General features: G+C 70.6%; 12 protein-coding genes. 6 read left to right on the forward strand and 6 right to left on the reverse strand.

All coding sequences use genetic code 11. From position 1 onward, the window contains the following. Window positions 1-73: 73 nt before the first annotated feature. The 3 genes from ACIBKX_RS38380 to ACIBKX_RS38390 are packed head-to-tail and all read right to left on the reverse strand — an operon-like array spanning window position 74 to window position 3,544. Window positions 74-958, reverse strand: coding sequence for a GAF domain-containing protein (locus tag ACIBKX_RS38380; protein WP_363272145.1), 885 nt, complete (start codon window positions 956-958; stop codon window positions 74-76). 25 nt (window positions 959-983) lie between these two features. Next, window positions 984-2,945 carry a CheR family methyltransferase gene (locus ACIBKX_RS38385; protein WP_363272144.1) on the reverse strand — a complete coding sequence of 654 codons (1,962 nt, stop codon included), beginning with the start codon at window positions 2,943-2,945 and terminating at the stop codon, window positions 984-986. Continuing rightward, window positions 2,945-3,544 carry a chemotaxis protein CheB gene (locus tag ACIBKX_RS38390; protein ID WP_363272143.1) on the reverse strand — a complete coding sequence of 200 codons (600 nt, stop codon included), beginning with the start codon at window positions 3,542-3,544 and terminating at the stop codon, window positions 2,945-2,947. The genes ACIBKX_RS38385 and ACIBKX_RS38390 overlap by 1 nt, the downstream gene beginning before the upstream one ends. A gap of 154 nt (window positions 3,545-3,698) precedes the next feature. Here ACIBKX_RS38390 and ACIBKX_RS38395 point away from each other — a divergent pair, with 154 nt between their 5' ends. Both ACIBKX_RS38395 and ACIBKX_RS38400 read left to right on the forward strand, forming a co-directional pair. After that, window positions 3,699-6,242: a polysaccharide lyase family 8 super-sandwich domain-containing protein gene (locus tag ACIBKX_RS38395; RefSeq protein WP_363272300.1), complete on the forward strand. Its 2,544-nt coding sequence runs from the start codon at window positions 3,699-3,701 to the stop codon at window positions 6,240-6,242. A gap of 69 nt (window positions 6,243-6,311) precedes the next feature. Then, window positions 6,312-6,932, forward strand: a complete 621-nt coding sequence (locus ACIBKX_RS38400) for an RDD family protein (protein ID WP_363272142.1) — start codon at window positions 6,312-6,314, stop codon at window positions 6,930-6,932. Here the strand turns inward: ACIBKX_RS38400 and ACIBKX_RS38405 are convergent. Together ACIBKX_RS38405 and ACIBKX_RS38410 are read right to left on the reverse strand one after the other, a co-directional pair. Then, entirely contained in the window at window positions 6,913-7,113 is a 201-nt protein-coding gene (locus ACIBKX_RS38405) for a ferredoxin (RefSeq protein WP_399377163.1), read from the reverse strand. The two genes, ACIBKX_RS38400 and ACIBKX_RS38405, sit on opposite strands and share 20 nt — an antisense overlap. 14 nt (window positions 7,114-7,127) lie before the next feature. Beyond that, window positions 7,128-8,348 (reverse strand): cytochrome P450, encoded by a 1,221-nt coding sequence (locus ACIBKX_RS38410; RefSeq protein WP_363272141.1) that lies wholly within the window; start codon window positions 8,346-8,348, stop codon window positions 7,128-7,130. Between the two features lie 186 nt (window positions 8,349-8,534). Between ACIBKX_RS38410 and ACIBKX_RS38415 the strand changes: the two genes are divergently transcribed. Both ACIBKX_RS38415 and ACIBKX_RS38420 read left to right on the forward strand, forming a co-directional pair. Then, complete coding sequence (locus tag ACIBKX_RS38415; RefSeq protein ID WP_363272140.1) at window positions 8,535-9,152, forward strand: TetR/AcrR family transcriptional regulator; 618 nt, start codon at window positions 8,535-8,537, stop codon at window positions 9,150-9,152. 106 nt (window positions 9,153-9,258) lie between these two features. After that, window positions 9,259-9,774, forward strand: coding sequence for a DUF4188 domain-containing protein (locus ACIBKX_RS38420; RefSeq protein WP_363272139.1), 516 nt, complete (start codon window positions 9,259-9,261; stop codon window positions 9,772-9,774). A gap of 23 nt (window positions 9,775-9,797) precedes the next feature. On the opposite strand, the gene ACIBKX_RS38425 is transcribed toward ACIBKX_RS38420, so the two are convergent. After that, the gene (locus ACIBKX_RS38425; RefSeq protein WP_363272138.1) at window positions 9,798-10,844 is read right to left on the reverse strand and encodes an AraC family transcriptional regulator; all 1,047 of its coding nucleotides are present in this window, start codon (window positions 10,842-10,844) and stop codon (window positions 9,798-9,800) included. Window positions 10,845-10,914: 70 nt separating this feature from the next. Here ACIBKX_RS38425 and ACIBKX_RS38430 point away from each other — a divergent pair, with 70 nt between their 5' ends. Both ACIBKX_RS38430 and rsgA read left to right on the forward strand, forming a co-directional pair. After that, on the forward strand, window positions 10,915-12,462 hold the full coding sequence (locus ACIBKX_RS38430; protein ID WP_363272137.1) for an NAD(P)/FAD-dependent oxidoreductase: 1,548 nt from the start codon (window positions 10,915-10,917) through the stop codon (window positions 12,460-12,462). Window positions 12,463-12,667: 205 nt separating this feature from the next. Continuing rightward, complete coding sequence (rsgA, locus tag ACIBKX_RS38435; RefSeq protein ID WP_363272136.1) at window positions 12,668-13,795, forward strand: ribosome small subunit-dependent GTPase A; 1,128 nt, start codon at window positions 12,668-12,670, stop codon at window positions 13,793-13,795. Window positions 13,796-14,008: the final 213 nt, after the last annotated feature.

Below are 14,008 nucleotides of genomic sequence, written 5' to 3' on the forward strand. Positions count from 1 at the left end.
CCCGTGCACAAGATCAGGAGAACGACGCTATCAACCGGGCGTCGGCACCGCGGCGAGGGGGAGAGCGCGCGGCTCAGCGCAGCTTCAGTTCCCCGGACATGACGCGCCGCGAGACCCACTCCGGGGACTCGCCGAGCGCGAACGCCCGTGCCTTGATCAGCGCGAGGGCATCGGCGACCGACCTGCCCGCCTGCTGGGACAGCGTGCCCGCCGCCTGATGGACCACGGCCCGGATGTCCGCGCCGCCGTACAGCCAGGGATCGGCGTCCGGGCCCAGGAGCACGTCCTCCGTCAGGGCTTCGGCGACTTCCGCGAGCACGCCCGAGCGGGCGAGCGCCGGCCGCGGATCGAACAGGGCGAGCGCCCCTATGCAGCCCTGCGGCGCCTTCAGGGGCAGCGCCGCCACCGAGTTCAGGCCGAGGGCGCTGAGCCCGGAGCCGTAGCCGGGCCAGCGCCGCTCCAGGGCGGCGCCCGAGGCGTAGACCGGGCGCCGCTGCCGGGCGGCGTCGCGCGCGGGGCCCGCGGTCAGCACGTACTCCAGGTCCTGGGCGCCGCGGGAAGCGCGGTCCGACGCGGCGACGGCGAGCTGGTTCAGGTCGTCGCCGACGAGCGTGAGGGCCGCGCTGCTCGTCCCGCAGGCCTCCGCGACCCCGGCCATGAACAAAGGGCGGCAGCCGTCCTCGGCCTTGACGGGCGGGTGGTGCCCCGCCGTCCACTCCCGCACTCTTCGGGCGTACGACTCCTGGAGCCGGGCCGTGGTGAGATGCCGTTCGGCGACCGCACGGTGGCGTTCGGCCATGCGCGCGTGCAGTGCCTTGCCGTTCTCCACGTGCAGCCGCTCGTGCCGCTCGGCGACGGCGAACTCCCGTGCCGCGCACTCAACCGCCCGGACGGCACGCTGCCAGGCGGCCTCCGCCTGGCCGCCCGCCTCGTGCGAACTGCCCTCCATGGCGCTCATGTTCACCAGAATACGACTCGCCGGTTCAGTTGCCGCCCCCGTCCGCGACGTCTTCCATCAGGAGCACGACACCGCCGTTGTGTGCGTCGAACGGAGAGCAGATGACCGAACAGGCGATGCTCCGGCCGATCCGGTTCACGGCTGGGATCACCTCGGGGCCGGACCGCCGCCCCGAGGACACACACTCCCGGATCATCTCGCGCAGACCGTCGGTGGGCAGCCCGAAGTCCAGGGAGAAGAAGTCCTCGCCGAGCACCTCGTCGGCGCGCAGCCCCCACAGGTCGACCGCGCCCCGGTTCCAGCTGCGCGCCCGCATGTCGGCGGAGAGCACCACCACACCCGCCGCGATGCTGCTCACCACGCCCTCCAGGAAGGCCCGCGCCTCGTCCAGGTCGGTGGAGCGGATGCGCAGCTCGTCGTTCATGGTCTCGAGCTCTTCATTGCCCGACTGGAGCTCTTCGTTGGTGGTCTCCAGCTCCTCGTTGGTGGACTGGAGTTCCTCGTTCGTCGTCTCCAGCTCCTCGATGCTCGACTGGAGTTCCTCGTTGGTGGTCTCCAGCTCCTCGTTGGTGGACTGGAGTTCCTCGTACGCCGTCTCCAGGTCCTCCCGTACCCGCTTGACCTCCGCCTTGAGCTGGGTGGCGATGGTGACGTCCATGAACGTGACGTTCGTGGCGACCGGCAGGCCGTGCCCGCCGGCGATCGGCTGGATGGTGATGTCGAAGAACTGCACCTCGCTGCCGATCCGCCGCTCGGCGGCGCTCACCCGCATCGTCCTGCGCTCATGGGTGGCCCGGTCGATCAGCGAGCGGAGCTCGGTGGGCCGGTAGGACAGCTCCAGGTCCTGGAAGGGGCGGCCCACGTCGTGCGCGGTCAGGCCGAACTGGGACCGTGCCTCGTTGTTGATCATCACGACGAGGCCGTCCTCGTCCAGCGCGACCGCCGCGCCCGGAGCGGCGTCCAGGATCAGATCGCGCAGCTGGCGGTTGCGCGCGATGGTCTGCGTCTCGGAGCCGAAGCCCGGCCTGATCTTCAGCGGGATCGCCGGGTACGGCGGGGCACTGTTGCCCGGCTGGCGCCGGAACACGCGCTGGCGGATGCTCAGCGCCTCGAACCGCTCGCCGTCGCTCAGCAGCATCTCGGCCTTGCCGAGGAAGAGATAGCCGCCCTCGCGCAGCGCGAAGTGGAAGCGGTCGACGATCTGGGTCTGCGCCTCGACGTTGAAGTACATCAGCGTGTTGCGGCAGACGAGCAGGTCGAGCCGGGAGATCGGGGCGTCTCGTGTGATGTCGTGCCGCCCGAAGATCACCCGGCGGCGCAGATCGGAGCGGAAGGTGTAGTGGGTGTCGTGCTGCTCGAAGTACTTGTCGCGCAGCTCGGCGGAGAGCGTCTCCAGGTTCTTGGCCGGGTAGCGGCCCGCGCGGGCGTCGCGCAGCGCCTCCTCGTCGACGTCCGTGGCGTAGATCTTCACGCGGTTCAGGCTCTCGTCGACGCCGAGGGCCTCCGCGAACATGATCGCCAGCGAGTACGCCTCCTCGCCGCTGGAGCAGCCCGCGCTCCACACCCGGATCTCGTCCTCGGGCGCCACGTCCGCGAGCAGCTGGGGCACCACCTCGCGCTGGAGCAGCTCCCAGGCGTCGGGATCGCGGAACATCGACGTCACATTGATCAGGATCGTGTTGAACAGCGAGCGGAACTCGACGGTGTCGGTCTCCAGGAGATCGCGGTAGTCCGCGTAGTCCTGCACCCCGACATCACCCATGCGCTTGCGGATCCGACGGCCCAGGGTGGACCGCTTGTAGCCGGTGAAGTCGAATCCGCGCGCGTCACGGATGAACCCGAGCAGGTCCTCCAGGGCCTCGTCGACGACCGGAGCGGGCGGCCGTCCGGAAGCCTGCACGACCTCCGGCTCGGCTCCCCGCGGAGCCTCCAGCTCTTTCCCGGTCTTCTTCCCGGTCCCGCTGTCGGTGCCGGACGGCTCGCTCATCACTGCCTCTTGCTCTCGACGAGTCCGCGGATGGCCGCGGCGATTTCTTCCAGACGGAGTACGAAGTCGGCGGCGCCCGTGGCGACCGCCGCCGACGGCATGCCGTCGAACTGCGCGGTCTCCGGGTCCTGCACGATCACGGTGCCGCCCTGCGACCTGACGGCGTCCACCCCCATCGCGCCGTCCACACCGGTGCCGGTGAGGACGCAGGCGATCGCCCCCTCGCCGTAGGCGCCGGCCACCGACTCGAAGAGGAGATCCGCGGAGGGGCGTACGAAGTGCACGAGCTTGCTGTTCGACAGGCTGAGGGTGCCCTCGGGGCTCACCAGGAGGTGCCGGTCGGGCGGTGCCAGATACACCGTGCCCGGCTCGACGGTCTCCTGGTCACGCGCCAGCTTCACGGTGAGCTCGGTGCGCCGGGCCAGGACCTCCGCCAGGAGCGTCCGGTGTCTTGGATCAAGGTGCTGGACCACCAGGACCGGCACCGGCAGCTTCTTGCCGAGGTCGCCGAGGATCTTGGCCAGGGCCTGGATGCCGCCGGCGGAGGATGCGACAGCCACCACGGCGTACTGCCCCGATGTGCGCTGCTCCGACGTCATGTGCCGAGCCTATCCGCTGGCCGTGCCATCGGGCTCGTGGCGCGGGGCGGCGGTGTCCGGCGCCCTCGCCCTTGTCGCCGACCGGGCCATCTGCTTGACTCCGCCCGCCAGAACGCCTGATCGCCAGATCGCCAACACACCGGCGGAGGTCGCCATGGAGTGCACCCGCAGACGTCTCTTGACCGCCCTGTCGGCCGCCGGACTCCTGGCGGTGATCCCCGCGGCGCCGGTCTCTGCCGCACAGGCCGCCGAGGACCGCGCCCGCCTCCTGGCCAACACGGTGGCCGTCTTCGCCGGGACTGCCGAGTCCAACGCCCGCCCCGAGACCGCCGCCAAGCTCACCGCCGTGGAGAAGACGGCGCGCGCCAATCTGAAGGCGATGGACGACGCGGGCGAGGGCGAGCTCTTCGCCGGCCTCGCGCTCGGCACCGACGACGCCAACCTCAACACGGCCTTCAAATGGCTGTACGAGATCGCCCTCGCCACCCGCGCCCCGGGCACCCCGTCGGACCTCTACGGCAGCACGGCGGTGCAGCGCCGCGTGATCGACGGCCTGGTCCGGCTGCACGAGCAGTACTACGGAGACCAGTCCAAGGGCTACTACGGAAACTGGTTCAACTGGGAGATCGGCATCTCCCAGCATGTCAGCAAGACCCTCGTGCTCCTCGTCGACGAGGTCCGCGCCCACCGGCCCGACCTCATCGCCACATACGTCGCCTCGATGGACGCCTACCTGCGCAACGGCACCGACGGGGACGTGAACCTCGACTCGCGCTTCCACACCGGCGCCAACCTCGCCGACATCACCACCAACCGCATTCTCCAGGGCGCGCTCCTCGCGGAAGGCGGCGAGGCCCGCATCCGCAAGGCCCTCACCGACCAGCTGACGGTCTTCGTCACCATCGACCCGTACCACCTGAACCACGGCGTGACGGACGGCCACTACGCCGACGGCTCCTTCATCCAGCACGCCTCCGTCGCCTATACGGGGTCGTACGGAAAAGGCCTGCTCACCCGCGTCGTACAGACCCTGAAGATCCTCGACGGCACGGGCTTCGCGCACGGCGAGGAGCTGGTGCCGACCGTCCAGCGGTGGGTGCGGGACGGTTTCGCGCCGCTGATCTTCGAGGGCTGGATGATGGAGATCGTCAAGGGGCGCGCGGTGTCCCGGACGACCTCCGGCTACACGGACGTCGCGGTGGTCGTGGAGGCCGTCGTCGACCTGGCCTCGCTCTCGGCCGGGACCGAGGCCACCGCCCTCAAGAGCTACGTCAAACACGTCAGGTCCACCTCGCGGGCCGCCCTCGACCCGACCGGCTTCGTCTCGCCCGTCAGCATCGTCCGGTACGCCGACATCGTCGCCGACGCCTCCGTGCCGCCCGCGGACCTCAACGCCGCCGCGCGCAGCGTCGCCTTCAACGCCATGGACAAGACCGTGCACCGCAGGCCCGGTTACGCCTTCGCGCTGGCCCGCAGCTCCGACCGGATCTCCAAGTACGAGTACATGAGCGGCGAGAACCTCATGCCGTGGTTCCAGGGCGACGGCGCCCACTACCTCTATCTCTCCGGGCAGGACCAGACACAGGCGTACGGGGTCGACTACTTCACCACGGTCACGCCGTACGGCCTTGCGGGGGTCACCGCGCCGGTCGAGCGGCGCGGCACGGTGCCCGAGCTGTACGGGAAGCCGTACTACGACAACCCTGGCCACCCGCTGAACTTCACCCCGTCCTCCGAGTCCCAGAACAAGTACGTCTACTTCCCGCGCGGCACCAACCGGCACTCCGGGGGCGCGGTGCTCGGCGCGTACGGCGCGGTCACCATGGTGCAGTCGGACGATGTCCCTTACCAGGACCGGGAGTTGCTGCCCGACGACTTCGTCGTCCACCGCAACGCGAAGGCCACGAAGTCGTGGTTCCTGCTCGACGAGGAGATCGTGGTCCTCGCCGCCGGGGTCGGCGACGCGGCGGGGCGCGCGGTGACGACCACGGTCGACGCGCGCGTGGCGGCGCCGGACGACGAGGTCTCGGTCACGGGGGTGCGCCGTGACGGCAGCCCGTGGACGGGTGCGGGCACGGCCGACCTCCGGTGGCTGCGGTACGCCAACGCGACGCGTTCCTCCGCCGTCGGGTACGTCTTCCTCGATACGCCGAAGGTGCGGGTCTCCCTCGACTCGGTGACCCGGAGCCGCCGGGTCGTCCGCACGGCGAACCCGGACACGGCGGTGACGCGGCGGGTCCTGGGCGTGACGGTGGATCAGGCCGCCGGGTCCCAACCCTTGGGCCTCGCCTACGCGTTGGTGCCGAACGCCGCTGAGGGCGCGCTGACGTCGTACCGGGACGGGGAGCCGTTGAAGGTCCTGGCGAACACGGTACGAGTGCAGGCCGTCAGCCATGCGGGCCTCCGTCTGACCGCCGCGAACACCTTCGCTTCGGGGCGCCATGAGGTCGCGGGGCTGCGGGTCGATGGTCCCGCGTCGGTGCTCGTGCGGCGCGAGAGGGGCGGGAAGGTGGGCGTGGCGGTGTCCGATCCGACGATGGACCGGGACCGGATCACGGTCCTGCTCCGGGGCCGACCGCTGCGGGAGATCGCGGCGGACGAAGGGGTGCGGGTGAGCCGGGTTCCCGGCGGAACTCTCGTCTCGGTGAACACGCGGCAGGCGTACGGGAAGAGCTTTACGGCGATGTTGCGGGGTTAGGGGGGAGGGGTGATGACCGTGGAGCCGGGGCTTGGGGTGTTGTCGCAGGTGTGAGGCATGATGCTGGCCATGAATGATCATCGGGGGCAGCAGTTCCAGCAGCAGTTCCAGCAGCAGTATCAACAGCCGTACCAGCAGCAATACCAGCAGCCGTACGCGTACCAGAACCAGAACCAGTATCCGCACCCGGACCAGCAGCCCCACCCGCACCCGCACCCCCAGCCTCCGCGTCTCCCGGCCCTCGCCGGAGAAGGGCGCCGCACCTTCGCGGTGATCGCCGACCTCGGTGTCGCCCTGGGCGGCGCCATCCTGGTCGCCAAGGCAGTCCCGGAGTCCGGCCTGTGGTGGGCGGAGCTGCCCGTCACGTACATACCGGCGGCGTCCTTCGTGAACCAGTGGCTCCTGACGCTGCTGTTCCGGGGCAGCGCCGGCAAGCTGCTCTTCGGCGTACGCGTGATGCGTGCCGCCGACGGCGGCCGCCCCGGACCGATCCGCGCCCTGAACCGCTGGCTCGCCGGCCTGTGCTGGCTGCCGCTGCAGCCCTGGTACTGGCTCCGGGAGAACTTCGGCGGCAGCTCGAACAGTTCGGTGCGCAGGAGCTGGACGGGCGAGCTCTACGACACGGACATCGCGGGTCTCCGTGCCGTACGCCGCAAGGACCTGGCGGCGTTCAGCAGTTCTCGGCGGTGACGGCCCGCACCGGGCAGGCGCGGACGGCCTCCCGTACCAGCGGGTCGCCGCCGCCGTCCTCGCGGCCGGGCAGCACCTCGCTGAAGCCGTCGTCGTCCTGGGTGAAGACGCTCGGGGCGGTGAGCGCGCACATGCCGGCGCCCACGCACCGTTCCTTGTCGACCTGGACCCGGATGCCCATGGGTGTCCCAACTCCTACCAGGTGACGGGGAGTTCGAGCATCCCCTGGATGGTGTCGCCGGGCTTGAAGGGGATCTCCCGCGCCGGTACGGCGAGCCGGAGGTCCGGCAGCCGTTCGAAGAGCGTGCGCAGGGCGATCTCGATCTCGGCGCGGGCGAGGTTCTGGCCGAGGCACTGGTGGATGCCGAAGCCGAAGGCGAGGTGGTGCCGGGTCGCCCGGTGGAAGTCAAGCTCGTCCGCCGTCTCGTAGGCGGCGTCGTCGCGGTTGATGAGGGACGTGGAGAAGACGACGCCGTCGGCGGCGCGAATGGTGCTGCCGGCGATGTCGATGTCCGCCTTCGCCACCCGCAGCATGCCTTCCGCGATGGAGAGGAAGCGCAGCAACTCCTCGACGGCGGCGGGCATCAGGGCCTGCTCGGCGCGGAGTTCGGCCAGCTGCTCCGGGTGCTGGAGGAGGGTGAACGTACCGAGGGAGAGCATGTTCGCCGTGGTCTCGTGCCCGGCGACGAGCAGGATCGTGGCGAGGCTGACGAGTTCCGGGCGGTCGAGTGCGCCTTCGGCGAGCTGCCGGTGGATCAGCTCGTCGAGCAGCCCGTCTCCGGGGTGCCGCCGCTTGCGGTCGATCAACGCGTGGAAGTACGCGTCCAGTTCGTCGCGGGCGCGATCGCTGTCCTCGGGGCGGGGGCCGCGCAGCAGCCGCCGGGACTGTTCCTCGAAGAACTCGTGGTCCTCGTAGGGCACTCCGAGGAGGGCGCAGATCACCATGGAGGGCACGGGGAGGGCGAAGGCGCCGACGAGTTCGGCGGGCGGTCCCTGATCGACCATGGCGTCGAGCAGCCGGTCGACCGTCTCCTGGATGCGCGGGCGCAGGGCGGCGATGCGCTTGACGGAGAAGCTGGGGATCAGCATGCGGCGCTGGGTGTTGTGCACGGGGTCGTCGACGCCGAGGAGGGCGATGCGCCGGTTGCGGACCTTGGCGAAGCGTTCGGTGGGCGCGGGGAAGGCGGCGTCCTCGCGGTCGGTGGAGAGGCGCGGGTCGACGAGGAGTTCGCGGGCGGTGCCGTGTCCGGTGACGACCCAGACGGAACGGCCGTCGAAGAGCTGGACGCGGGAGAGGGGCCCGGCCTCGCGGAGCGGGGCGTAGGCCTCGGGCGGGTGGTAGGGGCAGGTGCGGTCCTGCGGAAACGCAACGGCTTCGGTGTCGGGGGTGGCTTCGGGTGCGGCTGAGTCCGTCATCGATGTACCTCGCAAGCGGAGTGGCTCCCTTTCCACCATCCAGTAGATGCCTGGGGCATCTACTTGGAACACCGTAAGACAGGCCAGATAGGAGCCGCTTCAACGGTGTACGGCTGGCCGGAACCACCCCCTCCACTCAACCTCTCTGCGTCGGCGCCCCGGTGGGCATGTGGTAGCACTGCCCGAATGAAGGACAAGCCCGCAGAACGTTCCGGCTACCACCACGGCTCGCTCCCCGACGCGCTCACCACGGCGGCGCTGGAGTTGGTCGACGAGGCAGGTCCGGCGGGGGTGAGCGTGCGGGAGGTCGCGCGCCGGGCCGGGGTGTCGCCGGGGGCGCCGTTCCGTCATTTCGCCGACCGGCGGGCGCTGTTGATGTCGGTGGCGGGGCGGGTGCTCGCGGACTACGAGGAGTGGCAGCGGGAGGCGGTGGCGCGGGCGGAGGGCTCGGCGATGCGCGCCTTCGGCATGGGTTTCGTCCGCTACGCCATCCGCCATCCGCACCGCTGCGAGCTGCTGAAGCCCTGGGTGTTCGGCTCGCGCAGGCCGCCCGAACTCGACGACAGGCTCTCCGGCATCGAGGAGACCTTCGCGGGGATAGTCCGCGAGGACCAGCGCACGGGCGCGCTGCGGGATACGGACCCCGAGGTGGTGGCGCTGGCCGGCCAGGCGCTGGTCTACGGCCTCTCCCAGATGATCGTCGACGGCTACCTTCCGCCGGACCGCGCGGAGGAGTTGGCGGAGCGGGTCCTGGACACGTTCGGCGTGGGAATCGCCAACTTGCCGCCGTGCACGGATGGTTGACCCGCCCGCGAGGCGCTGATGTAATCACCGATCACATAGCACCGATCACATAGCACCGATCACATAGCGCTGATCACATAGCACTCACGCCACTCCAGGGGGCCGCATGTTCGCCAAGCCGAAGCCCGGCTACACCACTGCCGCCGCCGAGGGCGATGTGGCGGTTCTCCTGATCGGCATGCGCATCAACCACTTCTGGGCGGTGCACCAGTGGCCCCGGGTCATGCTCGCCATGCTGGCCATGCTCCGCGAACTGTCCAGGGACCCCGGCCGCGGCCACCTCAACAGCGTCCTGCTGACCGCGTCGCCGCGTACGTATTACGTCGTCCAGTACTGGGAGTCGAAGGACAAGCTGTACGCGTACGCCCATGACCCGGCCACGACCCACCACAAGGCCTGGCAGATCGCGAACCGCATGATCCGCAAGGGCAGGACGCACGGCCACGTGGGCCTGTGGCACGAGACGTACATAGTCCCGCACGGCTCCTACGAATCCATCTACTTCGACATGCCCCCCTTCGGCCTCGCGGCGGCCACGGGGTCCCTCCCGGTGGAACGCAGGGGGCGGACTGCGGCGGAGCGGTTCGCGCATGGGGCGGGGGCGGCGAAGGAGAGCGCGTGAGTTCGCCGGGGGAGTTCTCCTCGCTATGCGTGACCATCCTGAGCGAGTGAACCGTGCTGGTCCGTCGGGGCGGAGCCGCGGCGGACCGTTCCCGGCGTAACCCCCCACCACCTCCGGCAGCACCGGTTGAGGGCCGACTGTTCGGAGAGGCCCAGGAGGGCTGTTATCTGGGTCAGGGGGAGGTCCGTCGTCGTGAGGTAGCGGTGCGCCGTCGTGCGTCGTTGTTCGTCGATGATGCTCGCGAACGTCGTGCCCTCCGCGCGCAGGCGGCGTTGCAGCGTGCGCGGGTGGACCGTCAGGAGGCGGGCCACCGTTTCGATGTCCGGGGGTGCCGTGTGCAGGGAGCGGGTGATGACCGCCCGGACGCTGGACACCACGTCCGTGCGCTCCGAGAGGAGTTGCTCGTCCAGGTAGGCCAGCGCCAGGCGCCGCAGTCGTGCGTTGCCGCCGGCCAGTGAGCGGTCGGCCAGGCTCAGCGGGACCCGCAGCAGTGCCGCCGGGCGGTCCGGCTTGACGGGTACGCCGAAGAACTCCTCGTACGTGGCGAGCGGGGCCAGCAGAGGGTGGGGGAGTTCGACCGAGCCCAGGCCGTACGCCGGGCCGACGAGATAGGTGATCGTCCGGTGCATGAAACCCAGGGAGAGGTCGATGCCCTGAGGCGGTGCGTGCAGGCCCTCGCGGACGTCCCAGCGCAGCGCGCCCACCCCCGGAGTTCCGTACGGATCGGGCTCCAGGCTCAGCCTCAACGACCGTGCGTGCACGAAGAGATAGCGCGTCGTGCACTCCAGCGCGTCGCCCAGCGTGGCGGAGTTCTGGATGGCCAGTGCCAGCGCGCCCAGCATGCCCAGGTCCTGCCGCGCCGCGATCCGCAGGCCCAGATCGGGGCAGCCCAGGTCGTCGGCGGCCAGCTCCAGGACCGTCGCCATCGCCTCCTCCGGCACCAGCAGATCGTCCGCGTCGAGGGCGGCCGTCGGGTAACCCGCCTGCCGGGCGTACGCCTCGGCGTCGCCTCCCAGCTCCGCCACGGCGGCGCGGAAGCCCCGCAGGCCTGCCGATCTGATCACGGACATGTCGTCCAGGGTCAAAGATCTGTCGTCCCGGGTCAATTCCTGCCGGGTGTGCTTCCCGACACTGATGAGCATGACGCACATCGCTGACCCCAGCATCGAGGACCGTCCGGCCGCCCCGACCGAGCACATCGACGTCGTGATCGTGGGCGCCGGCCTCTCCGGCGTCGGTGCCGCGTACCGACTGCAGACCCAGTGCCCGGAGCGTACGTACGCGATCCTCGAGGCCCGGCAGTCGATGGGCGGGACCTGGGACCTGTTCCGCTACCCCGGCGTGCGTTCGGACTCCGACATGTTCACGCTGGGCTACGCCTTCAAGCCCTGGCGGGACTCCAAGGTGCTCGCCGACGGCGGCTCCATCCTCAGCTACATCAAGGAGACCGCCGCCGAGTTCGGCATCGACCGGCGCATCCGCTACGGCACCAAGGTCGTCGCCGCCGACTGGTCGACCGCCGAGGCACGCTGGACCCTGACCCTCCAGCACACCGACGAGCGGGGCGTCTCCACCGTCACCACCCTCACCTGCGACTTCCTGTACTGCTGCGCCGGCTATTACAACTACGACCAAGGGCACGCCCCCGAGTTCGAAGGCGCCGACTCCTTCGCCGGCACCGTCGTACACCCGCAGTTCTGGCCCGAGGACCTGGACCACACCGGCAAGCGGGTCGCGGTCATCGGCAGCGGCGCCACCGCCGTCACCCTGGTCCCCGCCATGGCGAAGGACGCCGCGCACGTCACGATGGTGCAGCGCAGCCCCACCTGGATCGGCTCACTGCCCTCGCGGGACCGGCTCGCCGACGGCATCCGCGCCGTACTTCCCGCGGGCGCCGCGCACCGGGTCGTACGGACGAAGAACATCCTCTTCGCCATCGGCCTCTACCAGTTCTGCCGCCGCAGCCCGAAGGCCGCACGGCGGCTCCTGACCGGGCTGAACAAGCGCGTCGTCAACGACGACCAACTGGTCGCCGAGCATCTGACACCGACGTACGACCCGTGGGACCAGCGGCTGTGCGCGGTCCCCGACGCCGACCTCTTCAAGGCCCTCAAGAAGGGCGAGGCCGACATCGTCACCGACCACATCGACCGCTTCGTCCCCGAAGGCATCCGCCTGAAGTCCGGCCGGACCGTCGAGGCCGACGTCATCGTGACCGCCACCGGACTCCGACTGCTCGCGTTCGGCGGCATCGCGCCCAGCGTCGACGGCGAACCCGTCCAGCTGAACCGGCAGTTCGTCTGGCGCGGCGCCATGATGACCGGCGTACCCAACTTCGCCGTCTGCATCGGCTACACCAACGCCTCCTGGACCCTGCGCGCCGACCTCACGTCCCGCCTCGTGTGCAAGGTGCTCAACCACATGCGCGAGAACGACTACGCGGCCGTGGAACCCACCCCCACGGGCGCCCTGAACGAGCGCCCCCTGCTCGACCTCGCGTCCGGGTACGTCCAGCGCTCCATCGACGCCTTCCCCCGCCAGGGCGACCGGAGCCCCTGGAAGGTCCGGCAGAACTATGTGCTCGACGCGGCGTCGACCCTGCGGACGAATCTGCACAGGACGCTCAGGGCCACGCCCGCGTCGGCCGTGCGGAAAAAGAGTTGGCGGGACGCCGGGGTCCGGGGCTAGTCTTCGTGACGTTCCCAGGGCGGCCGTACCGGCTGCCCTCGCAAGCCGTGCAGGACCAGGAGGTGTGACCGATGGCTGTCGTTGAGATGGGCGCTGCCCGCATCGAGAAGTCCATGCATTCCACCTTCGTGGCCGCCGGCTGATCTCACCCACTTCTTCCGCGTCTGTGTGCGGTGCCGGGGCCACCCCTGTGAAGGGTCACCCCTTGTCTTCGTTTTCCTCTTCCTTTTCCTCTTCCTCTTCCCTTTCGGCTTCGTCGCATCCGCTTGCCCCGTACGGCTGGGACGCGGAGTGGGAAGCCGTGTTCGCCCCGTACGCGGAGCAGGGCCTGCTGCCCGGCCGTGTCGTACGGGTCGACCGTGGTCAGTGCGACGTCGTCACCCCTGACGGCACCGTCCGCGCCGACACCGAGTTCGTCGTCCCGCGCGATCCGATGAAGGTCGTCTGCACCGGGGACTGGGCCGCCGTCGACCCTGATGGCGGCGATCCGCGGTATGTGCGCACGCTCCTGCCGCGCCGTACCGCCTTCGTGCGCTCCACCTCCTCCAAGCGGTCCGAGGGGCAGATCCTCGCGGCCAACGTGGACCACGCGATCATCGCGGTCTCGCTCGCCGTCGAGCTGGACCTCGGGCGGATCGAGCGGTTCCTCGCCCTCGCCTGGGAATCGGGCGCCCAGCCGGTGGTCGTCCTCACCAAGGCCGATCTGGTGCCGGACGCCACGGGCCTGTCCTACCTGGTCGAGGACGTGGAGACGACCGCGCCCGGCGTCCAGGTCCTGCCGGTCAGCGCCACGACCGGGGAAGGCGTCGAGATCCTCGGCGCCGTCGTCTCCGGTGGTACGTCCGTGCTGCTCGGCCAGTCCGGTGCGGGCAAGTCGACGCTCGCCAACGCCCTGGTCGGCGAGGACGTCATGGACGTCAACGCCGCACGTGACGTCGACGGCAAGGGCCGGCACACCACCACGACCCGCAACCTCCTCGTGCTGCCCGCCGGGGGAGTCCTCATCGACACCCCGGGGCTGCGCGGAGTCGGTCTGTACGACGCCGGCAGCGGGGTCGGCCAGGTCTTCTCGGAGATCGAGGACCTGGCGGCGGACTGCCGCTTCCACGACTGCGCGCACACCGCCGAGCCCGGCTGCGCGGTGCTCGCCGCCGTCGAGGACGGCTCCCTGCCGGAGCGGCGTCTCGACAGTTACCGCAAGCTGATCCGCGAGAACCAGCGGATCGTCGCCAAGACGGACGCGCGGCTCCGCGCGGACATGCGGCGGGTGTGGAAGCAGCGGGGCGCGCTGGGCCGGGCGGCGATGGAGGCCAAGCGGGGGCGGATCCGCTGAGAGCGCCCCGAAGGGACGCCGGGAACTGCGCGACCAGCCCCCACCGGCCCGCAGACAACGCACTCCCCTTTCCGCGCAGCGCATAGCGGGGTGAGGGGGGGGGGGGGGGGGGGCCGGCCCCCCCCCCCCCCCCCCCCCCCCCCCCCCCCCCCCCCCCACACCCCCCCCCCCCCCCCCCCCCCCCCCCCCCCCCCCCCCCCCCCCCCCCCCCCC

Origin of the sequence: Streptomyces sp. NPDC050658, assembly GCF_044457025.1 — a bacterium.
In the GTDB taxonomy this organism is placed as follows: domain Bacteria; phylum Actinomycetota; class Actinomycetes; order Streptomycetales; family Streptomycetaceae; genus Streptomyces.